This window comes from Novosphingobium sp. YAF33 (assembly GCF_052113265.1).
Classification (GTDB): domain Bacteria; phylum Pseudomonadota; class Alphaproteobacteria; order Sphingomonadales; family Sphingomonadaceae; genus Novosphingobium.
Map to the genome: position 1 here is coordinate 116,081 of NZ_JBFRCW010000009.1, position 20,840 is coordinate 136,920.

The 20,840-nt window shown below is 67.1% G+C and carries 16 protein-coding genes; 5 read left to right on the forward strand and 11 right to left on the reverse strand.

The features are described from left to right. Positions 1-38: 38 nt before the first annotated feature. Entirely contained in the window at positions 39-1,181 is a 1,143-nt protein-coding gene (locus tag AB4Z00_RS19215; RefSeq protein ID WP_442046929.1) for a mechanosensitive ion channel family protein, read from the forward strand. Between the two features lie 21 nt (positions 1,182-1,202). Here the strand turns inward: AB4Z00_RS19215 and AB4Z00_RS19220 are convergent, their stop codons facing one another. The 5 genes from AB4Z00_RS19220 to AB4Z00_RS19240 all read right to left on the reverse strand — a co-directional run bounded on the left by AB4Z00_RS19220 (position 1,203) and on the right by AB4Z00_RS19240 (position 8,467). Continuing rightward, entirely contained in the window at positions 1,203-2,795 is a 1,593-nt protein-coding gene (locus AB4Z00_RS19220) for an ABC-F family ATP-binding cassette domain-containing protein (protein WP_442046930.1), read from the reverse strand. A 128-nt stretch (positions 2,796-2,923) separates the two neighbouring features. Continuing rightward, positions 2,924-3,703, reverse strand: coding sequence for a glutaminyl-peptide cyclotransferase (locus tag AB4Z00_RS19225; RefSeq protein WP_442046931.1), 780 nt, complete (start codon positions 3,701-3,703; stop codon positions 2,924-2,926). Positions 3,704-3,796: 93 nt separating this feature from the next. After that, positions 3,797-6,112, reverse strand: coding sequence for a CDC48 family AAA ATPase (locus AB4Z00_RS19230; protein ID WP_132264546.1), 2,316 nt, complete (start codon positions 6,110-6,112; stop codon positions 3,797-3,799). A 583-nt stretch (positions 6,113-6,695) separates the two neighbouring features. Next, positions 6,696-7,478, reverse strand: coding sequence for a universal stress protein (locus AB4Z00_RS19235; protein WP_132264547.1), 783 nt, complete (start codon positions 7,476-7,478; stop codon positions 6,696-6,698). A gap of 77 nt (positions 7,479-7,555) precedes the next feature. After that, positions 7,556-8,467, reverse strand: coding sequence for a LysR family transcriptional regulator (locus tag AB4Z00_RS19240; RefSeq protein WP_442046932.1), 912 nt, complete (start codon positions 8,465-8,467; stop codon positions 7,556-7,558). 191 nt (positions 8,468-8,658) lie between these two features. Between AB4Z00_RS19240 and AB4Z00_RS19245 the strand changes: the two genes are divergently transcribed. The 4 genes from AB4Z00_RS19245 (at position 8,659) to AB4Z00_RS19260 (ending at position 11,355) form a co-directional block, all read left to right on the forward strand. Further along, complete coding sequence (locus AB4Z00_RS19245; protein ID WP_442046933.1) at positions 8,659-9,366, forward strand: CoA transferase subunit A; 708 nt, start codon at positions 8,659-8,661, stop codon at positions 9,364-9,366. After that, entirely contained in the window at positions 9,366-10,001 is a 636-nt protein-coding gene (locus AB4Z00_RS19250; protein ID WP_442046934.1) for a 3-oxoacid CoA-transferase subunit B, read from the forward strand. The genes AB4Z00_RS19245 and AB4Z00_RS19250 overlap by 1 nt, the downstream gene beginning before the upstream one ends. A gap of 23 nt (positions 10,002-10,024) precedes the next feature. Next, the gene (locus AB4Z00_RS19255) at positions 10,025-10,711 is read left to right on the forward strand and encodes a glutathione S-transferase family protein (protein ID WP_442046935.1); all 687 of its coding nucleotides are present in this window, start codon (positions 10,025-10,027) and stop codon (positions 10,709-10,711) included. Positions 10,712-10,809: 98 nt separating this feature from the next. Next, positions 10,810-11,355 (forward strand): glutathione peroxidase, encoded by a 546-nt coding sequence (locus AB4Z00_RS19260; RefSeq protein ID WP_132264556.1) that lies wholly within the window; start codon positions 10,810-10,812, stop codon positions 11,353-11,355. Positions 11,356-11,418: 63 nt separating this feature from the next. Here the strand turns inward: AB4Z00_RS19260 and AB4Z00_RS19265 are convergent, their stop codons facing one another. From AB4Z00_RS19265 to prmC, 6 genes are all read right to left on the reverse strand, one after another. Further along, on the reverse strand, positions 11,419-14,370 hold the full coding sequence (locus AB4Z00_RS19265) for a CHAT domain-containing tetratricopeptide repeat protein (RefSeq protein ID WP_442046936.1): 2,952 nt from the start codon (positions 14,368-14,370) through the stop codon (positions 11,419-11,421). Positions 14,371-14,510: 140 nt separating this feature from the next. Next, positions 14,511-15,395, reverse strand: coding sequence for a sulfurtransferase (locus AB4Z00_RS19270; protein WP_243654140.1), 885 nt, complete (start codon positions 15,393-15,395; stop codon positions 14,511-14,513). Positions 15,396-15,592: 197 nt separating this feature from the next. Further along, complete coding sequence (gene metK, locus AB4Z00_RS19275) at positions 15,593-16,810, reverse strand: methionine adenosyltransferase (RefSeq protein WP_132264560.1); 1,218 nt, start codon at positions 16,808-16,810, stop codon at positions 15,593-15,595. Between the two features lie 41 nt (positions 16,811-16,851). After that, positions 16,852-18,504: an apolipoprotein N-acyltransferase gene (gene lnt / locus AB4Z00_RS19280; protein WP_442046937.1), complete on the reverse strand. Its 1,653-nt coding sequence runs from the start codon at positions 18,502-18,504 to the stop codon at positions 16,852-16,854. Between the two features lie 227 nt (positions 18,505-18,731). Continuing rightward, complete coding sequence (locus AB4Z00_RS19285; protein WP_134094740.1) at positions 18,732-19,703, reverse strand: DUF4167 domain-containing protein; 972 nt, start codon at positions 19,701-19,703, stop codon at positions 18,732-18,734. A gap of 238 nt (positions 19,704-19,941) precedes the next feature. Then, positions 19,942-20,790: a peptide chain release factor N(5)-glutamine methyltransferase gene (prmC, locus tag AB4Z00_RS19290; RefSeq protein ID WP_442046938.1), complete on the reverse strand. Its 849-nt coding sequence runs from the start codon at positions 20,788-20,790 to the stop codon at positions 19,942-19,944. Positions 20,791-20,840 lie beyond the last annotated feature (50 nt).

The following is a 20,840-nucleotide window of genomic DNA, read 5'->3' on the forward strand; positions in this document are numbered from 1 at the left end:
GGGGTGAAACTGCTGCGATGCAGCATTGTTTCAGCACCATGATCCAGTTCATCGATCGCATCCTCGACGGGTTGCCCGATTGGGCAGAGGGGCCGCTCATGGCGGTGCTGGCCGCGCTGATCGGGCTGGTGCTGGCATTCGCTGTGCACACTTTGCTGTTCCGCATCCTCAACCGCATTGCCCATCGCAGCGCGAGCGAGGCGGACGACCTGGTGGTGAACCGGCTCAACCGGCCGACGCGCTGGGCTTTCCTGGCGATGGGCGTGGTGCTGGCCGCGCGCGAGACCCCGGCGCTGGAATCGATCTGGGAGCGGTTCGCGCCTTTCGTCATGCCGCTCCTCACCGGCTGGGTCGCCGTGGCCGTGCTGCGCGCCTTCGTCGAAGCGATGATCGTGCGCGCCGACATCTCGGTGGAGAACAACCGCAATGCCCGCCGCCGCCGGACCCGGCTGGCGATCTTCAGCCGTATCGGCACGTTCCTCATCGTGTTCCTCACCGTATCCGGCATGCTGGCCTCGGTGCCCGGCGTGCGGGAGATCGGCGTGACGCTGATGGCTTCGGCGGGACTGGCGGCCCTGGCGGTCGGCGCGGCGGCGCAGCCCGCGCTCAAGGCGCTGATCGCCGGCTTCCAGATGGCGATGACAGAGCCCATCTCCATCGACGACGTCATCATCCTCGACGGCGAATGGGGCCGCATCGAGGATATCCGCACGACATACGTGGTCGTGCGGCTGTGGGACGACCGGCGCCTGGTGGTACCGTCCAACCGTTTCCTGGAGGACACCTTCCAGAACTGGACCAAGACGACCTCGCAGCTCCTGGGCACGGTGTTCCTCTATCTCGACCAGGGGACCGAAATCGGCCCGATCCGCGAGGAATACAGCCGCCAGATCACGGCGCACCGCCTTTGGGACAAGCGCGCCCAGGTGCTGCAAGTGACGGATTGCAAGGACGAGGCCATCGAAGTGCGCCTGCTCATGAGCGCCAAGGACGGCCCGACCCTGTTCGACCTGCGCTGCGAGATCCGCGAAAGCATGATGGACTGGATCCGCCGGAACCAGCCCGAGGCGCTCGTGCGGCGGCGGACCCTGCCGGTCGGGCCGGTGGAAATGGGTGCCACCGCGGGTTTGGCCGAACTCGTCGCCGCTTCGGGAAATGGCGAGGCCAGGAAGGCGAACTGACCGGGGGCCGGGACGTGGGCGCTAGCCCAGCGCGATCTCTTCACCCAATTCCAGCGCTGCGCGAAAATCCGCATCGTGGCTGACGCAGATGATGGCGCCGTCATAGCCGCGCAGGGCCTGCTCCAGCATCTCCACGGAGGCGAGATCCAGGTGATTGGTGGGCTCGTCCAGGATCAGCAGCCAGGGGACGTCCCGGCGCGTGAAGAGGCAGGCCAAAGCCAGCCGCATCCGCTCGCCGCCGGAAAGGGTGGAGATGTCCCGCTCGGCCCAGGCGCTGCGGAAGCCGAAGCGGGCAAGGGCGGCGTGGGCGGCGTGGCGGTCGGCATCGGGGTTGAGCCGCAAGTAGGCGTCCAGCACGCTTCCGCGCTCGCCCAGCAGGGAGACGTGCTGGTCCAGCAGGGCGATTCGCGCATTCTTGGAGCGAAGATCGCCGGTTTGGATATAGCCAGCGTCGGGCCGGTCGAGCCCGGCCAGGATGCGGATCAGGCTGGTCTTGCCCGAGCCATTCGGCCCGGTCACGGCAATCCGGCGCGGGCCGCGCAGAAGGAGGTCGAGCGGACCGAACAACCGGCGCCCGCCGCGCTCGCAGCATAGGCCCCGCGCCTCGATCAGGGTGTGGCCGGCAGGCAGTCCGCTCGGCGGCAGGTCGATATGGATCGGCGCCAGCACTTCGACTTCGCGGCGGGCCACGTCGAACTGCTCCTGGACGCGGCCGACCAGTTCGTCGCCCAGCTTGCGCTGTCGCCCGCCCGTTTCCTCGGCCCGCTGCTTGCGCGCGCCGAGCAGGATCTTTGGATCGCCGCCCTTCGCAGCGTCCTTGCGGCCCTTGCTGTCGCGGCGCGCCTGCTTCTCGGCTTCCTGCTGCTTCTCGCGCCGGGCCTGCCGCAGGGCGTCCTCGCTGCGTTCGAGCGCCGAGGCCGCGCGGGCGCGTTCGGCGCTGCGCTGTTCGTCGAATGCGTCCCAGCCGCCGCCGACCATATGGATGCCCACGCTCGTCAGTTCGACGATGCGGTCGGCGCGGCGAAGCAGGTCGCGGTCATGGCTGGCGACAAGGGCGCCGCCGCTCCAGGCACCCAGCAGGTCGGCCACGGCCTGGCGTCCGGCATCGTCGAGATTGTTGGTCGGCTCGTCGAGCAGGAGCACGTCGGGTTCGCCCAGCAGCAGCCCCGTCAGCATGAGGCGGGTACGCTGCCCGCCGCTGAAGCTGGCGAGCCGGCGCGCGGGGTCAAGCTCCGCGAAACCCGCCAGGGCGGCGGCTTTTTCGAAACGTTCGGCAAGGGTCCAGTCGGCGAGGTCGAAATCGTCGTCCTCGAACCGGCCTTGCGTGATGCGGTCGAGCCGGGCGAAGTGCGCGGCAAGGCCCAGCGCCTCGGCGACGCTGGCGCTCTCATCGGGGGGAAGCTGGCGCAGCAGGCCGATCCGGCCCTGGCGGGTGATCGTGCCTTCGGAAATCGGAACTTCGCCGGCAATCGCGCGCAGGAGCGTGCTCTTGCCCGCACCGTTGCGGCCGACCAGCCCCAGGGTTTCGCGGCCGAGCGCGAAAGTGAGATCGCGGAAGAGGGGAGAACCGTTGGGCGCCGAGCAGGCAACGCGGTCGAGAGTCAGAAATGTCATGGGAACACCGGCAGATAGCGTTTGGGAAAAACGGGCTATGTGCTCAGATGTCCATCGATCCATTCCTTCGGTTGCGACCGGTTCCTTACCTCAACGCGCTTCCATGGGCAAGTCGGCCCATGGACGAATCAGGCGCCTTTGGTGCAGGCCGGGGTGATCTGGAATATCTGGTTCCAGTTCTTGCCGGTCACGAAAATGCGGCGGCCCGGCGCGTCCCAGGCGATACCGTTGAGCACGGCATCGACGCCGGCGCCGCCCGCCTGCTCGCGCAGCCCGGCAAGGTCGAGCCAGGACTTCACTTTGCCCGTTTTCGGGTCGATGCGGGCGATGCGGTCCGTCATCCAGACATTGGCCCAGATCTCGCCGTCGATCCATTCCAGCTCGTTGAGATTCTCGACGGGCTTGCCCTCGGCCGTGACGGCGAGGCTGCCGGTCTGGCGCATGGTCGCCGGATCGCGGAGGCGCAGGGCGGCGGACCCGTCGCTCTGGTAGATCGTGTTGCCGCTGCGCGTCATGCCCCAGCCTTCGCCTTCGTAATGGAAGGTACCCAGCGGTTTCAGCGTGGTGCGATCCCAGCGATAGCCGATCCCGTCGCGCCAGGTCAGGCTGATGAGCTGGCCGTTCCAGTCGATCAGCCCTTCGCCGAAGACCGCAGGATCGATCTCGATCTGCCCCACCGGCTCCAGCGTTTCCAGCTTGCGCACGACGATGCGGGAATCGCCCTTCTGGCCGGTGCTTTCGTAGAGCAGGCCCCGGTTGAAGAAGAGGCCTTCGGTGAAGGCGGCGGTGTCATGCGGGAAGGCGTTGTCGATGCGGTAGCCGCAGACCGGCACGTCCTTCGCCTGCGCGGCAGGGGCAGCGGTGAGGGCGAGTGCGGCGGCGAGCAAGGCGCGGACGGGAGAATTCATGCGATGCAGGTGCCGCAAGGGCGCGGCCTCCGCAAGAGGCGATGGGATGGGGAAGGGCCGTCGTCCCGGACCGGGTCCGGGACGACGCACCGCTCAATCGCCGTGCTTCTTTTCGCGGCGGGATTCGACCATGCCCGGGGCGATGAAACCGATCGGGATCACTTCCATGGCCCGCTTTTTCAGTTCGCCCTTCATGCGCTCGTACTCGGCTTCCATTTCCTCGGTCACCGTGGCGCGGCTGTCTTCGAGCGCATCGTCGAAGTCCTCGCGGCGAACCTGTTCCACTTCGGCACCGCGCTTGCGGATGGCGATCAGACCGGCGCGGCGCACCACGTCCTCAAGGTCCGCGCCGGTGAACCGCTCGGTCCGCGCGGCGACATCGCGCAGCGAGACATCGTCGGCCAGCGGCATGCGGGCGGTGTGGATGCCCAGGATGTGCTCGCGCCCGGCCTCGTCAGGCGTGCCGACATAGACCAGCTCGTCGAAGCGGCCGGGGCGCAGCAGGGCGGGATCGACCAGCGCCGGGCGGTTGGTCGCGCCGATCAGCACGACCGACTGCAGTTCCTCCATGCCGTCCATCTCGGCAAGGATGGTGTTGACCACGCGGGAGGTGACTTGCGGTTCGCCGCCACCGCCGCCCATGCCGCGGGCGGGCACGAGGCTGTCGATCTCGTCGATGAAGATCACGCAAGGCGCGACCTGGCGCGCGCGGGCGAAGAGGCGGGCGATCTGCTGCTCGCTCTCGCCGTACCACTTGGACAGCAGGTCGGACGACTTGATCGAGATGAAGTTCGCCTCCGCCTCCTTGGCGACGGCCTTGGCGAGCAGGGTCTTGCCGGTGCCCGGCGGGCCGTAGAGCAGGAAGCCCTTGGCGGGGCGGATACCCAGCTTGTGGAAGGCTTCCGGGTTCTTCAGCGGCAGTTCCACGCCTTCCTTCAGCTTGAGCTGCGCATTGTCGAGGCCGCCGATGTCGGCCCAGCCGATGTTGGGCACTTGCACCATGACTTCGCGCATGGCCGAAGGCTGGACGCGCTTGAGCGCGGCCACGAAATCCTCGCGAAGGACCTGGAGTTCTTCCAGCACTTCGGGAGGGATGGTGCGGGCTTCAAGGTCCAGCCGGGGCATGATCCGGCGCACGGCCTCGATCGCCGCCTCGCGGGCGAGGGCGGCGAGGTCGGCCCCGACGAAGCCGTGGGTGGTGCGCGCGAGTTCGTTCAGATCGACCTTGCTGCCCAGCGGCATGCCGCGCGTGTGGATGCCGATGATCTCACGGCGGCCGGCTTCGTCGGGCACACCGATCACGATCTCGCGGTCGAACCGGCCGGGACGGCGCAGGGCCTCATCAATGGCGTCGGGCCGGTTGGTGGCGGCGATCACCACGACATGAGCGCGGCTGTCGATGCCGTCCATCAGGGTGAGCAACTGGGCAACGAGGCGCTTTTCCGCCTCGCCATGAACCTGGCTGCGCTTGGGCGCGATCGAATCGATCTCGTCGATGAAGATGATCGCCGGCGCGGCCTTGGTGGCCTGCTCGAACACCTCGCGCAGCGCCTTCTCGCTTTCGCCATAGCCCGAGCCCATGATCTCGGGACCGTTGATGGTGAAGAAGTTGGCCTCGCTCTCATTGGCGACCGCCTGGGCGAGGCGCGTCTTGCCGGTGCCCGGCGGGCCATGCAGCAGCACGCCCTTCGGCGGGGCGACGCCGAGGCGGGTGAACAGTTCGGGATAGCGCAGCGGCAGTTCCACCATTTCGCGCAGCTGGCGGATGGTGTCGCTCATGCCGCCGACATCGTCGTAGTTGACGTCGCCGCGCGCGTCGTGGGCTTCCTCGAAGACCTCGCGCAGTTCCACTTCCGTGTTCTCGTCGATGTGCACGATGCCGCGCGGCGTGGTGGAAACGACGTTGAGGCGGATCTGGGTCAGCGCATAGGCTGGTGCATCGAACATGCGGCGAAGCTGCGGGGGAATATCCGCGACCTGCTGCTGGCCGGTGGTGGCGACAAGGTCCCCCTGCACCATCGGGCGGCCGAAGAAGTTGCGCTTCAGCGCGGCCGAGGGCCCCTGGAGGCGCATATCCTTCTGCGCGGGCGCGAAGACCACGCGCTGCGCGGGGCGCGATTCCGCCTTGCGCACGATGACGTGATCGCCGGATCCGACTTCGGCATTGCCGCGCTGGAGGCCGTCCAGGCGAATGACCTGAAGGCCTTCGTCCTCGTCATAGGCGAGCACGGCGCGAGCAACGGTGGCGGCCTTGCCGGTGATTTCCAGCACGTCGCCTTCCATCGCGCCGATCTCGGAAAGCGCCGCGCGCGAGAGGCGGGCGATTCCCTGGCCGCTTTCTTCCTGTCGGGCAGCCGCGACCTGCAGCTTCACGGTCCGATCGTCGACGTTGGTCTGGGCGTCCGCCATGAGTGTCCTTTCATCCTCCCGATGCCGGCATGCACCGCTTCGTGCGTGCCGTCCGGGGTGTGGATCAGGAACTAGGTATCGGTCTCCCGGATTTCAAACCAACCAACGGTCACTGCGGATGTTTCCGATGGAACTCTTTGAGAACGCCGTTCTCAAATAAGCAAAAAGAAGGCCCGGACGTTGCCGGCCGGGCCATGAAAGTTTTGGGAGAGGATGCCTGAAAGGCAGCTTCTATATGCTCCGAATCGGGTTTTTGTGCAAGTGCGAAAACACCGATTTGAGATTGCGAAACGCGCAAGCAACGTTGCGCGGCCGGTAACTACCCCGGGTATACGACCTGTATTTTAAATAAAACAATGACTTATGAAATGAATCACCTTTCATGTCGGTCTTGACGCAATCGTCAAGGCGATGCGCCTGTCCGTTAGAATGCAAACGTTGACTGTTGCGTCGCGCCATTTGCTCACCGTGCTGAGTATCCAGCGGAAAAGGCGCCCGATCATGCGAAAGGGCGCCGGCGCACGGCCTGAAGCCGGCACCGACGCCCTTGATACGATTTACCTGCGCGCCTTGCGGGAACTCGTCAGTGCGAGAACAGGACCGCGGGGGCGCTCGCTTCGGACAGGAAGTGGGCGGTGACGCCGCCGAAGAGGAATTCGCGCAGGCGGCTCTTGCCGTAGGCGCCCATGACCAGCAGGTCCGCGTGGTTCTGGTTCACGGCCAGCGCCAAGGTTTCCTCGGTGGAACCGCGCCTTTCGTATTCCTCGTACTCCGCATGGAGTCCGTTGCGCGACAGATAGCGCAAGGCATCGGTTACCGGAAAGCCGCCGGACTTCTCGATCACGGTCACCAGTTTGACCGTCTGCGCGCTCTGCAACAGCGGCACGGCAGCCTTGAGGGCACTGGCGGCTTGCTCGCCGCCGTCCCAGGCGATGACGGCGCGGCGGATCGGCAGGGCCAGCGTGCGGCCTTCGGGCAGGGCCAGGACCGGCGCGCGGGCCACCATGGCCAGTTGCCCGGCAATGCCGCTGGACCGCGAGACGACCACCAGGTCGGACAGGCGCGCGGCGCCGGCAAGGGCGGGAACCGGGTCTTCCTCGCTGCGGATCACTTCGAAGGGAATGTCGCCGCGCGTCAGGCGTGCCTCGATGGCCTCGGCGGCGCTGTCGTCCTCGCCGCGCGCCTTGTCGAGCGCTTCGGAGATGACATAGCTGCCGCCCATCGGGTCCATGGCGATGTAGCGCGACACCGGGGTATCGACGAGCACGGTTACGTGGCCGTCCATGTGGCGGGCGAGTTCGAGCGCGGTGGCGACGCGGCTGTCGCTATCGGGCTTGCGGTCGGCGTTCACGAGTATCGAGCGCATGGTATTTCTCCCGTTGATGGCAGCTAACCTATGGCCCGGTAACCTATCGTAAGGTCATGGAATTGCCATGACGAAGATCAAACTTCCGCTTCTCCGGCCGTTTCTATGGAGAGGCGGGTGGCGCGCTCGAACAGGTCCAGGATCATGGGATCGCGCTCTCGCGTGCGGATCGCGGCTTCGAAATGGACCTTGTGCTGCGGGCGGGGGAGCACTTCCACCAGGATCCCGCGTTCCAGCTCGCGGCGGACCATGGTTTCGGGCAGCACTGCCGCGCCCTGGCCGCGCGAGACGATCTCGATCAGCATGCGCACGTTGTTGCAGGTGTTGAGCGTGCGGGGCGCGATCCGGTGCTGCTCCAGGGTCTCCAGCGTGACTCCGTGGAGCGGGGAGTGGTCGGGCAGGGACCAGACGGGAAAGGAATGAGCGCCCGGCGTCCCGTTGCGGCGCAAATCTGCGGATTCGGCCAAGGCGGGGCTCGAGGCCCAGACCAGGTCGACGGCGCCGATCGGCGTGGTCCGCAGGCCGGGGCTGGCGACGGGGCCGGCCAGGAACACGATGTCGCGGGTGCCCGAGAGAAGCTGCTGGAGCAGCCGGGCCGTCAGGTCGAGTTCGATTTCCAGTGTGACGCCGGGGCGTTCGCGCGCGATCGCGCCGATGAAGCCGGGCAGGCAGGTGGCGGCCGCGATCTCGCCCGAGCCGATCCGCACGGTGCCGCTGGCCCCGGCGAAGTCGCTGGCGTCGAGCAGCACGCGCTCCAGACCCTGCCGCAGCGGCTCGCAATCCTGCACCAGGCGGCGGCCGCGGGCCGTCAGCACCATGCGCCGTCCGTCGCGCTGGAACAGCGATACGCCGAGTTGCTCCTCGATCTCGCGAACCCGCGCGGAGATGGCGGGTTGGGTGGTATTGAGTCTTTGCGCCGCGCCTGCGAACGTGCCGAGCCGGTCGATCCACATCAGCGTTTCGAGATGGAAARGGGCGATACGTTTCATAACCGTGTCTTATCTATTCCGATAAATAACAATCGCTATTCGTAATGGAATTGCCTGTCTAGGCTCGCTTGCCGGAGCGATTTTCCGAGCCGACCAGAACGGCCCGGATGCTCCAAGATTTTGGTTTGCCGCGTTTTCCGGGCCAGAGGGTGATGCCACCCGATCGGAAGACGCTCTAACGGGAGAATGGCATGAACAAGGTCTATCCCAGCGCCGATGCCGCGCTGGACGGATTGCTGAAGGATGGCCTGCTGATCGCCGCCGGTGGTTTCGGCCTTTGCGGCATCCCCGAGCGCCTGCTCGATGCAGTGCGCGATTCGGGCGTGAAGAACCTGACGTTCGCCTCCAACAATGCCGGTATCGACAACGAAGGCATCGGCAAGCTGCTGCGCACCAAGCAGGTGAGCAAGATGATCTCTTCCTACGTCGGCGAGAACAAGGAGTTCGAACGCCAGTTCCTCTCGGGCGAACTCGAAGTCGAATTCTGCCCGCAAGGCACTCTGGCGGAGCGCATGCGCGCCGGCGGCGCCGGGATTCCGGGCTTCTACACCAAGACCGGCGTCGGCACCCAGATCGCCGAGGGCAAGGAAGTGAAAGTCTTCCGCGGCGAGGAATTCATCCTGGAGGAAGGCATCTTCGCCGACCTCAGCCTGGTGAAGGCGTGGAAGGCGGACGAGACCGGCAACGTCGTGTTCCGCAAGACCGCCCGCAACTTCAACGTGCCGGCCGCCACTTGCGGCAAGGTCTGCGTGGTCGAAGTGGAGGAGATCGTCCCCACCGGCTCGCTCGATCCCGACGGCGTCCACCTGCCGGGCGTGTTCGTCCAGCGCTTGGTCCTCGGCGCGCCCTACGACAAGAAGATCGAATTCACGACCACGCGCGAGAGGGAGACCGCCTGATGTCCTGGGACCGCAACGAGATGGCCGCGCGCGCGGCAAAGGAACTCCAGGACGGGTTCTACGTGAACCTCGGTATCGGCATCCCGACCCTGGTGGCGAACCATGTGCCCGGCGGCATGACGGTGACGCTCCAGTCGGAAAACGGGATGCTCGGCATCGGGCCGTTTCCTTACGCCGACGAAGTCGACGCCGACCTCATCAATGCGGGCAAGCAGACCGTCAGCGAACTGCCGCAGTCGGCCTATTTCGACAGCGCCACCAGCTTCGGCATGATCCGCGGCGGACACATCGACCTGGCCGTGCTGGGCGCGATGGAGATTGCCGAGAACGGCGACATCGCCAACTGGATGATCCCCGGCAAGATGATCAAGGGCATGGGCGGCGCGATGGACCTCGTGGCCGGCGTGAAGAAGATCATCGTCGTGATGGAACACAATGCCAAGAACGGCGATCCGAAGTTCATCCCGGCGTGCACTCTGCCGCTCACCGGCAAGAACGTGGTCGACATGATTGTCACCGATCTGGCCGTGTTCCAGCGGCCCGGCCACCAGAGTCCGTTCAAGCTGATCGAACTGGCTCCGGGCGTGACGGCCGACGAAGTCGCGGCTAAGACCACGGCGCACTACACGACCTGATGTCCCGCGAAGGAGAGTTCCGGATGGCCTATACCCTGATCACCGCCAATCGGAACTACTCCAGCTGGTCGCTGCGGCCGTGGCTGTTGATGAAGGCGCTCGGCATCGATTTCGCCGATCGGATCGAGCCCTTCACCGCGCCTGCGAACTACGACGCATTCCGCAGCTTCTCGCCCACCGGGCAAGTGCCCGCGCTGATCGACGGCGACCGTACCTTGTGGGATTCCCTGGGCATCACGCTCTATCTGGCGGACCGCCATCCCGGCATCTGGCCGGCCGATGACGCCGCACGCGCCTTCGCGCAATGCGCGGTCGCGGAAATGCACGGCGGCTTCTCGGCCCTGCGCAACGACTGCACGATGAATGTCGGCGTCCGCGTTCGCCCAAAGCCGATGCGGCCGGGGCTGGTCCGCGATGTGGCCCGGCTGCGCGAGCTGTTCAGCGAGGGTCTCTCGCGCTTCGGCGGCCCCTGGCTGGCCGGGGCCAGCTTCACCGCCGTGGATGCCTTCTTCGCCCCGGTCGCCTTCCGCATCCGCACTTACGGCCTCGATGTCGGCACCTGCCAGTCCTGGGTCGATGCCGTGCTGGATCACCCCGCGATGAAGCAGTGGGAAGCCGAAGCCCTGGCCGAGACCTGGCGTGAGGAAGGCCACGAGGCGGAACTGGCCGAATGCGGCGACGTGATCGCCGACTACCGCAACGCGGATTGATCGCGCGCGGCCTTGCCGCCAATGCCTTGCTTGCGTCACCAAGCTGACGCAGTCTCCGTCCCCGAACCTATTCCCTCGCTTCCCTTGGAGAGCCTCGAATGTCCGATATCGCCCAGATTCCGCTGACCCGCATCGATGGCAGCGCCGACAGCCTGGCCAATCACGAAGGCAAAGTCCTTCTGGTGGTCAACGTCGCTTCCAAGTGCGGACTGACGCCGCAGTACGAAGGGCTGGAGAAGCTCTACGAGGACTACAAGGGCAAGGGCTTCGAAGTGCTGGGCTTCCCGGCCAATGACTTCGGCGCGCAGGAGCCGGGCACCGACGAGGAAATCGTCGAGTTCTGCCAGCTCAATTACGGCGTCTCGTTCCCGCTCTTCACCAAGGCCGACGTTACCGGCGAAGCCAAGCAGCCGCTCTATGCCGCGCTCACCGCAGCCATTCCCACCAAGCAGGGCGATGTCGATGGCATGAAGGAGCGCTTCAAGGGCTATGGCATGACCCCGAACGACGATCCCGAAGTGCTGTGGAACTTCGAGAAGTTCCTGGTCTCGCGCGAGGGCGCCGTGGTCGGACGTTTCGCGCCGGGCACCACCCCGCAGGATCCGCTGCTGGTGGATGCGATCGAGGGCGAACTGGCCAAGTAAGGTAGGGCGGCCGAGTAGGGCAGGTCGGGCCCGACGGGGAGGTTCCCCGGTCCGGCCACCTGCTCATTCGCCGACGAGGACGAAAGGCGCCCATGTGGCGGGATGGGCCCCGCCAGGCACGTGGGTGTCCCCAAGCACGGTCATTTGCGCGCGTCTCAGCGCCTCGGCGCGGCTGGTCCGGCCATGCGCCGCCCGCACGGTGCGCAGCGTCATGCGGCTGGCGACATCGTCGCGGACGGGCCAGTGCGACAGCAGGAGCGCGCGGGCTCCCGCCGCAACGAAAGCGCGGGCCAGGCCCGAATACGTCGGAGCATTCTCGCTCTCGCCCGCGCTGGTGTCGCAGGCCGAGAGAATCACCCAGTCCGCATCCAGGTTCAATCGCGCGATTTCCGAAGCGGTGAGCAGGCCATCTTCGGAGCCATCCGAGCCGGGAGCGGGCGTGAGCACCAGGGCAGGCTCCACCAGGTTGCGGTACGCGCCGCCGACCAGGCCGTGAGTGGCGAAGGCGATCACCCCGGCGGCCGAGAGCGGGGCCGCTTTCACCGCCGCCTCGGTCGCTCCCGCTCCCACGAGAACCTGGCGTTCGCCATGAAACGACCGGGCCATGGCCTGAAGTTCCTGCGCCGCACCCGGCAGTTCGGGCAGGCCGGCGAGCGCGGATTCGAGGGAGTTGGTCCAGCTTTCCGTTCCGCCCCGGGGCAGAAGCGGCGCACCGATCCCGGCAAATCCGCGCGAGCGGGCATGGCGCTCGCCGGGGCGGGCGAGCGGCGCTGCGGTCACCAGCGTGCTCACGCCGTGATGGCGGGCGAGCCAGTCGGTCTGGCGCAGCGCCTGCGGATCGGCATCGTCGCCAGTCGGGGGCCTTGTCACCAGCGCGCCGAAGGGCAGGGCGGACAGCATGCCCGGCGCCAGGATCGCGACATCGCGGCTTTCCTGCAGCGCCCTGGCGATCGGCTGGGGGAACAGCAGCCGGTAGAGCTGGTAGGCCGAATCGCGGTCGAAGGCGGATTTGCCGTCGGTGAGCACGCCGTCCTCGATCGAGGCGCGAAGCCGCCGCTGCAATTCGGCCAGGCGCCGTCCGGGGACCGGCGTTTCCGCCGCCGTTACGGCCTTGCGGGTGACGGCCATGATCACCAGGCCCTCCGCGTCCTGCCCGTAGAGCAGGAGCGCCTGGCCCGGCGCCAGTCGGGACCGGGCGGCGGCCAGGCTGGCAGGTTCGAAGCCCGTCAGTGAGGCATAGCCGGGCACCAGTGCGCCGATCCGTTTGTCCAGTGCGCGGAGGTTTTCCTCGGCTGCGGCGATCCTCTCGGCGGTCGTGTCGGGGCTCTCGTTCGGGCTTGCGCCGGTCCGGTCCCGGGTGAGCGCGCGGTCGCGCTGCTTGTGCAATTCGCGCAGTTCGGCGCTGGCGGAGAGATAGGCGCGGATCGCGGCATTGGCCTCGGGACCATAGCGATCGGCAATGGCGTCGACGGAAGTGAACGCGGTCTGGAGATCGCCCATCCCCGCCATCTGCAAGGCGTCGAACGCGGTTTCCCGGTCCCCTGCGGCGATGGCGATCCGGGCTTCGAGGACGAATGTGCCCGCGGCCTGGTCGCGAAGGCGAATCGTGCCGGTGGCGGCGCTGGTGCGATCCAGCAGATGGCTGCGCAGAGGCTCGAGTGCGGGCTTTGCCGCAGCGAGCGCCGCTGCCGGATCGCCCCGGCGGGCGTCGACGGCGGCGCGCAGGGCCAGCGCGGCCACCCGGTCGAGATTGGTCGGCAGCGCCCGGCGCGCATAGGCTGCGTTGACATGGTCGAGCAGCGCCTGCGCGGCATCGATGTCTCCGGTGGCAAGGAGCAGTTTGGCCAGGCTGAGTTCGGCGCGGAGCACTTCGGGATCGTCGGGCGAGGCGGCGATGCGCCGCGCCATGCCCAGCGCCTTGCGGTCGAGCGCGAGGGCGCGGTCGATCTGGCCGTCGTCGCGGACGATCCGGGCGATCTGCCCGAAGACATTGGCGCCGGACATCGGCTGGTCCGAAGCGGGCAGCTTTTCGAAAATCTCCGCCGAGCGCTCGTAGAAGCCCAAGGCGTCCTCGGAAAATCCGGCCAGATCCAGCGCATAGGCCACGGCATTGAGCGAATAGCCCAGATCGCGCGGGTCGGGATCGCTCTTGGCCATGCGCAAGTCCAGCGCCCGCCGCAGGATCGGCGTGGCCTGGGCGTAAAGCCCCGCATCGTTGAGCGCGGCGCCCAGCGCATTGAGCGTGGCCAGCGTCAGGCGGTGCTCCTTGCCGAGATGCGAGTCGGCCCAGATCGCGGCGGCGCGGGCGGCGGCGATCGCGGACGTCGAATCGCCGGCCTGAATCTGCAAGGTGCTGAGGGTTATGCCGTAGACGGCGGGACTCTCGTTGTTACGGCCCGTCCGCGTGCTGGCCAGGGTGGCCACGGTCACGGCCTGCTGCACTTTGGGAATCGCTTCCAGAGGCAGCCCGCGGCGGTAGTCGATCAGCGCCAGCCCGTAGAGCGCGGCGGCATATTCGCTGCTGTCGCGCCCGGCGAGGGTCTCGCTCAATTCCAGTGCGCGCAGCTTGTAGGTTCGCGCTTCGTCCAGCTTGCCCATGCTGGAGAGTGCGGATCCGATGTTGTTGACGATTTCCGCGCGGCGCGGCGTCATGGGTTGATTCCGCGCGGTCATCTCCGCGTCGAAATCGCGAAAGCCCGCCAGCGCTTCCTTGTAGCGGCCCATCCAGAACAGCGCTTCGGCCCGGGTGGCTTCGGCCATGAGGCGGTCCACGGGATCGACGGCGCCGGCCTTGCGGGCACCGGCAAGTGCGGCATCGATCCGGCGAAGCGCGGCCTTGGGATCGCCCGAGGTGTCGTAATCGGCAAGGGCGCGAAGTTCGGCCACGGCGGAAACTGGCCCGGGCGCTGCCGAGGCTCCTGCCGCAGTCCGGGCCGAAGCCAGCGCCGCCGGAACGCCCACCGTCATTTCCGCCAGAAGGCCCGCTGCCAGGCAGGCCCAGAGCCGAGTCTTCATGCTTGCCCCCCGCCGTAAGTCGATGGCCAGGGCGAATCCCCTTCATCGAAACCGGCAACGCTCATTCAAGGGCAGAAATCCGGGCTTCGGGCAAGCATCCAATTGTTCTGACAGCGCAAACCCTGCTTCAGGAGGGGCGCTCAGGCGTCTCCGGTGGCGACGGGCCGGGCCGGGTCGGCGATCCATTCGCTCCATGATCCGGGGTAGAGCCTTGGCTGCGGCAGGCCAGCCACAGCCATCGCCAGGGCATTGTGACAGGCGGTCACACCCGAGCCGCAGGAGAGCAGGGCCGGCTGCTCTCCCAGCAGGGCGGTGAAGGCGGCGCCGAGTTCGTCGGCCGGGCGGAAACGTCCATCGGCGGCGAGGTTGTCGCGGAAGAAGCGGTTGCGGGCGCCCGGGATATGCCCGGCTACGGGGTCGACGGGGTTGGGATCGCCCCGGAACCGCGACGGGTCGCGCGCGTCCAGCACTTGCGCCGCGCCTTGCTCGATATTGGCCAGGACTTCCCGCGCGGTGGCCGGCGAGGGGACGAGCGGATCGCCGGCGACGAAGTCGCCCGGCACGGCAGGTGCGGCGTCGCCGGTCTCCAGCGGCAGGCCGGCGACCGTCCAGGCTTGCTTGCCGCCGTCGAGCACGGCGACCCTGGCGTGGCCTATCCAGCGCAGCAACCACCAGGCCCGCGCCGCCCAGGCGCCGCCGCTGGAATCGCAGGCCACCACCTGCTGGCCCTGCTTGAGTCCCTGAGTCCGCAGCCAGGCCGCAAAAGCGACGCGCGCGGGCAGCGGATGGCGGCCGTTGCTGCCATCGGGCGGGCCGGCCAGATCCTCGTCGAGATGGGCATAGCGCGCGCCCGGCAGGTGCCCGGCGCGATAGGCGGCACGGCCCTTGTCCGGCATGCCCAGTTCGAAATCGCAATCGAGCACCAGCACGTCCGCACCGTCCGCGAAGAGCGCGTGCAACTGCGGGACGGATATCAGCGTGTCGTAAGCCATCGGGAATGCCTCGGAGAAGAGATCGGATGCCATTAGGCCAAAGCCGGGCGCGCTGTCGACGCCGCGCATCGCGAATAGCGCAGCACCGGGCGCAGGGGGATGACAGTGGGGAGAAAAGTCCGAACCTGGCTGGACGGAACGAAAACGGGCCGGGTTTCCGCGTGGGAAACCCGGCCCGCTTCAAGGCCGTCCGCCGAATTCCGGGATCAGATCCCGGACCGGACTGCGGTTCAGGCCAGAGCGGCCTTCAGCGCGTCGGCAAGGTCGGTGCGTTCCCAGGGGAACAGGTCGCCTTCGGGCTTGCGGCCGAAGTGGCCGTAAGCAGCCGTCTTGCCGTAGATCGGCTTGTTGAGGCCAAGACCCGTGCGGATGCCGCGCGGGGTCAGGCCGCCGAGCTTGTCCGCAGCGACCTTGGCGATCGCCACTTCGAGATCCGCGTCGCTGGCCGAGCCGGTGCCGTGAGTATCGACATAGAGCGAAAGCGGCTCGGACACGCCGATCGCATAGGCGATCTGGATCGTGCAGCGCTTGGCGAGGCCGGCTGCGACGACGTTCTTCGCGAGGTAGCGCGTGACGTAGGCGGCCGAACGGTCGACCTTGGTGGGGTCCTTGCCCGAGAAGGCGCCGCCGCCGTGCGGAGCTGCACCGCCGTAGGTGTCGACGATGATCTTGCGGCCGGTCAGGCCGGCATCGCCGTCAGGGCCGCCGATTTCGAACTTGCCGGTGGGGTTGATGTGGAACTTGGTGTTTTCGGTGACGAAACCGGCAGGCAGGATCTCGCCCACGGCTTTCTTCACGTATTCCTTGAGTTCCGCGTCCTTGCCGCCTTCGTGGTAGCCGGCCTTGTGCTGGGTGGAGACGACCACGGCGGTCGCTTCCACGGGCACGCCGTCCTTGAAGCGCAGGGTGACCTGGCTCTTGGCGTCGGGTTCGAGGAACGGCGCGGCGCCCGAGTGACGGTCGGCCGCGAGGCGTTCGAGGATCTTGTGGCTGTAATCGAGCGTGGCCGGCATGAGGTCCGGCGTTTCGTCGCAGGCGAAACCGAACATGATGCCCTGGTCGCCAGCGCCTTCGTCCTTGTTGCCGGCCGAGTCCACGCCCTGCGCGATGTCCGCGCTCTGCGGGTGCAGGTGGTTCTCGAACAGCAGGTCCTGCCAGTGGAAGCCGGCCTGTTCGTAGCCGATGCGCTTCACGGTTTCACGGACGATGTGCTGGATTTCCTCCTGCGCGCCGTCTTCCCAGTGACCGTCCTTGTCGATCATGCCCTTGCCGCGCACTTCGCCGGCAAGGACGACACGCTGGGTGGTCGTCAGGGTTTCGCAGGCAACGCGGGCTTCCGGGTCCTTCGAAAGGAAGAGATCGACGATGGCGTCGGAAATCTGGTCCGAAACCTTGTCGGGATGGCCTTCCGAGACGCTCTCGGAGGTAAAGACATAGTCATTTCGCATCGTGACACCACATATAAAGAAATCTTTATGTGGGCACTGGTCTAGCGACGACGACGGCGGAGCGCAATAACGGAAAGCGCAAGCGTCCAGAAAGCCGTGGCAAGTGTCAGCGGCAGCAAGTTTCCGAATATTGCGAAAGGCGTCGGTTCGCGGGGCGGCGGGATGCGTCCGTCAAGCCTGCCGGCGCTGTGCCAGGGCACATAGGCGCGCACCAGGCCATCGGCATCGATCACCGCGCTGATCCCGGTGGTGGTGGAGCGCATGACCGGAAGCCCTTCCTCGATCGCGCGAAGCCGGGCCTGGGCCAGGTGCTGCGGCGGGCCCCAGCGTCCGAACCAGCCGTCGTTGGAGGGGTTGAAGATATAGTCCGGCCTCACGCGCGGGTCGGCCACCTGACCGCTGAAAACGATTTCGTAGCAGATCTGCACGCCCGCCTTGCCCCAGGCACCGAGGTCGAACGTGCGCGGACCCGGTCCGGGCCAGAAATCCAGCGCGCCGGGCACGAGGCGCGTCGCGCCGAGCGGTTCCAGCAACCAGCGCAGCGCGAGGTACTCGCCATAGGGGACGAGATGGGCCTTCGAATAGCTCGCCAGCAGATTGCCGTTGCCGTCGATCATGGAGACCGAATTGCGTGCGGCGATGCCTTCGCCGTCCTTGATGACGAGATCGACCGCGCCGGTCATCAGCACGGCGTAAGGGCCGATGACCCGGCCGATACGCTCGCGCGCCAATACGGGATCCTCCGCATAGGTATACATGCGGTAGAGGAACTGCGGATAGCCATCGCGAATATAGTCACCCAGGCCCGATTCTGGCCAGAATACCACGCGCCGGTCACCCGGCGCGCGCGGCAGGGACAAGCGCGCCAGCTTGACGAAATTGGCCTCGTAGAAGCGCGGGTCGTCGATGAATTCCTGGCGAATGTCCGGCTGGACAAGCGTGTAGCGAACGGCGCCTTCGGTGCGCGCGGCCCAGGGGTCTGGCAGGGTCATCAACGCCGCGAGCGGCCCGAACAGGGCGAGGGCAGCGAGAGCCCAGGCCCAGCGTGCGCCGCCGCGCGATCTGCGCGAAAGCCGCCAGAGCAGGCCGGGGACACAGGCGATCAGCGCGAGGAGCCCGGACAGCCCATAGGTCCCCACCCAGGGCGCCAGCACGGCCAGTCCGCGCGTATCGTGACCGCCGAGCATGGCCACGCCAAGCGGGTTCCAGGCAAAGCCGGTGAAGACCCAGGCCCGCAGCCACTCGGTGACGATCCAGGCCGGGGCAAAGGCCAGCGCGAGAAGCAGGAAAGCGCCGGGACCGGCGGCATTCGGCGGGCCTTCCGGGGTTCCGCCGCGGTCCAGCCGCAGCAGCAGCCAGGCGCCCAGCGCGGCGAGGCCCGGATATACCGCGAGATAGAGAGAGATCAGGCAGACGGCGATCATGCCCAGCCAGGCAGGCATCGAGGCCTGATAGGTAAAGGCCGTCGCGATCCAGTTGTCGCCGAGCGTGAAGTGACCGAGACCGAAGAACCAGCCGATGAAGAACGCGCGCTTCCCGGTGGGCGCCCGCGCGATGAGTTCCACCAGCACGGCCACGCCGAGCAGGGTCAGCGGCCAGAGGCCCAGAGGTTGGAAGCCGAAGGCGGCGATGACGCCGGCCAGAATCGCGACAAGTCCGGCCGCAAGGCGCGGGCGGCGATCGAGGAAGTCCATTACGGGTTTCAGAGCCGGGCCTCGCGCCGATGGGAATCCAATGGCGCCGCTATGTAGGGGCCTGTCGTGGGAGGCAAGCGAAGTTCGTGAAAAGAGCGGATTTGCCTGCGCCGTCCCTGAACTCGCTTCACTTATTGCCGGGCCGGAAAAGCGACGACCCACGTCCTGCCTTGCGGCGAGACGTGGGTCGCGAAATGCAGGACGTTTCCGCCCGGCCGGTCAGGCTCTTACGAGTTGACGGCTTCCAGCGGGTTTTCACCGCCTTCGTCCGACGACGGCGCAGCCTTGCGGGTGCGGCGGCGACGGGGCTTTTCCTCGGCGGCCTCGGCCTCCTCGGTGGGCTTTTCAACCGGCTTTTCCGCAGCCTTGGCGGCGCGGGGTGCGCGCTTGGCCGGAGCGGCGGCGATGGCGGGCGGCAGGATCGCGGGATCGAGGTTGCCGGTCGGTTCGGCTTCCACGGCGGGAGCCTCTTCACCGGCATTTTCGCCCGCTGCTTCTTCGTCACGGCGGCCGCGCGGCTTGCGCTGCTTCAGGCCACGCGAGGCGCGATTGTCGCGAACGAACGGGTTTTCCGCCGGTTCGTAGACCATCGGATCGCCGGTGACTTCCGCCTCGTTGCCGGGAGCGGCAACCGCCTCTTCCTCGACCGATTCGGGGCGGGGAGCGCGCTCGTCGCGGCGGCTGTCGTCGCGACGGTTATCTTCGCGGCGGGTATCCTCACGACGCCCATCTTCACGGCGGGTATCGTCACGACGGTTATCGTCACGGCGCGAATCTTCGCGGCGGGGCTGGCGCTCCTGGCGCTGCTCCTGCCGATCGAAGTTGCGCTCCGGACGCTCCTGGCGTTCCGAACGTTCCTGCCGTTCCGGGGCGGGCGATTCGTAGTCGCCATATTCGTCGACTGCGTAATCGTCGCCATAGTCGGAACCGCGATCGTCGCGGCGCGGCTGGCGCGAATCTTCTTGGCGTTGCTTTTGATCAGCAAGGACGCGGAAGTAGTGGTCTGCGAACTGGAGGTAATATTCCTCCTGCACGCGGTCACCATTCAGATGCGCGTCATGGGCCAGCTTCTTGTACTTCTCCAGCAACTGCGGCGCATTGCCGCGAGCCCTGCTGTCGATCCGATTGATCTGCTGACCGCCCTGCTGGCGATTGTTACCGCGGCCACGCCGACGGTTATTACCACGATTATTATTCAAGGATTATTTCCTCAAAAACCCAGGGCATCGGCCTGTTCCCGTCGGGCCGATCTGCCACACGTCACATGATCACGGATCGCCCCCGAGTGCCGTGAACTCCACCGTTGCCGGGTCGTAGCCACTTCAGGCCGCGACGATCTGCAAAGGTTGGAGGCGAACCACCCACATGGGAAATTCCATCCATGTGCTGGTTCGCCGTAATCCTTAGGCATTCCGGGCCGGAATTCCAAGTGAAAACTTACGCAGCTGTTGAAAACTCCAGCACCCTGGGACGATTTCCCRGATCGCGATGGAGGCGGCTGGAGAGGCCGCACTCGCTGCCGATCGCAGTGACGGGCTCGGCCTGTTCGTGGCCGATCTCCACCAGCGCGGCGCCGCCCGGGGCAAGCAGGCCCGGTAATTGCGGGATCAGCACGCAATAGTCGTCCAGCCCCATTTCGCCCGCGTAGAGCGCGCTGGCCGGCTCGTACCCGGCGACCGAGCGGTCAAGCGTCACGGTCGTCTCGACATAGGGAGGATTGGCGAGAATCAGGTCGAACGGCCCGCCCAGCGCATCGGCCCAGCCGGGCGCGTGCCAATCGGCCAGCGCCATGCGGGCACGCGCGCCAAGGCCCAGCGCTCCGGCATTGCCGGTCGCCACCGCGAGCGCGCCGGGGGAACTGTCCACGCCCACGCCGCGCGCTTCGGGCAAGTTGGCGAGCACGGCCAGCAGCAGGGCGCCGGACCCGGTTCCGCAGTCCAGCACGGCGCGGGCGGCGGGCCGGGCGGCCAGTGCCGCCTCGACGAGAATCTCCGAATCTCCGCGCGGGATCAGCACGTCCGGCCCGACCGTGAACGGCAGGCCGAAGAACTCCTGAGTGCCGGTGATATAGGCGACGGGTTCATGCTCCGCGCGGCGCGCGACCAATGCGGCGAAACCTGCGGGCGCAGGATCGCGCATGCGCGAGAGCAGCAGCGACGAGCGCGAGCAGCCGATGGCGTGGGCCATCAGCACTTCGGCGTCGAGACGGGCGGTGTCGCTGGTCGCGGAGAGAAGTCCGGCGGCTTCGCGAATCGCCTCGCCGGCCGTGAGCACGGGGTCAGTCATGGTTGGGCGCGGTCAGCAGGCGCGGGGCGCTTGACAGGCACCCGGCGCCA

Bases quoted from the DNA above. Each gene is read 5' to 3' on its own strand.
- AB4Z00_RS19220 (WP_442046930.1), bottom strand. From the start codon at position 2,795: ATGACATTTCTGACTCTCGACCGCGTTGCCTGCTCGGCGCCCAACGGT.
- AB4Z00_RS19225 (WP_442046931.1), bottom strand. From the start codon at position 3,703: ATGAATTCTCCCGTCCGCGCCTTGCTCGCCGCCGCACTCGCCCTCACC.
- AB4Z00_RS19250 (WP_442046934.1), top strand. From the start codon at position 9,366: ATGTCCTGGGACCGCAACGAGATGGCCGCGCGCGCGGCAAAGGAACTC.
- metK (WP_132264560.1), bottom strand. From the start codon at position 16,810: ATGCGAAATGACTATGTCTTTACCTCCGAGAGCGTCTCGGAAGGCCAT.
- AB4Z00_RS19215 (WP_442046929.1), top strand. From the start codon at position 39: ATGATCCAGTTCATCGATCGCATCCTCGACGGGTTGCCCGATTGGGCA.
- AB4Z00_RS19265 (WP_442046936.1), bottom strand. From the start codon at position 14,370: ATGAAGACTCGGCTCTGGGCCTGCCTGGCAGCGGGCCTTCTGGCGGAA.
- AB4Z00_RS19260 (WP_132264556.1), top strand. From the start codon at position 10,810: ATGTCCGATATCGCCCAGATTCCGCTGACCCGCATCGATGGCAGCGCC.
- AB4Z00_RS19255 (WP_442046935.1), top strand. From the start codon at position 10,025: ATGGCCTATACCCTGATCACCGCCAATCGGAACTACTCCAGCTGGTCG.
- AB4Z00_RS19230 (WP_132264546.1), bottom strand. From the start codon at position 6,112: ATGGCGGACGCCCAGACCAACGTCGACGATCGGACCGTGAAGCTGCAG.
- AB4Z00_RS19245 (WP_442046933.1), top strand. From the start codon at position 8,659: ATGAACAAGGTCTATCCCAGCGCCGATGCCGCGCTGGACGGATTGCTG.
- AB4Z00_RS19235 (WP_132264547.1), bottom strand. From the start codon at position 7,478: ATGCGCTCGATACTCGTGAACGCCGACCGCAAGCCCGATAGCGACAGC.
- lnt (WP_442046937.1), bottom strand. From the start codon at position 18,504: ATGGACTTCCTCGATCGCCGCCCGCGCCTTGCGGCCGGACTTGTCGCG.
- AB4Z00_RS19270 (WP_243654140.1), bottom strand. From the start codon at position 15,395: ATGGCATCCGATCTCTTCTCCGAGGCATTCCCGATGGCTTACGACACG.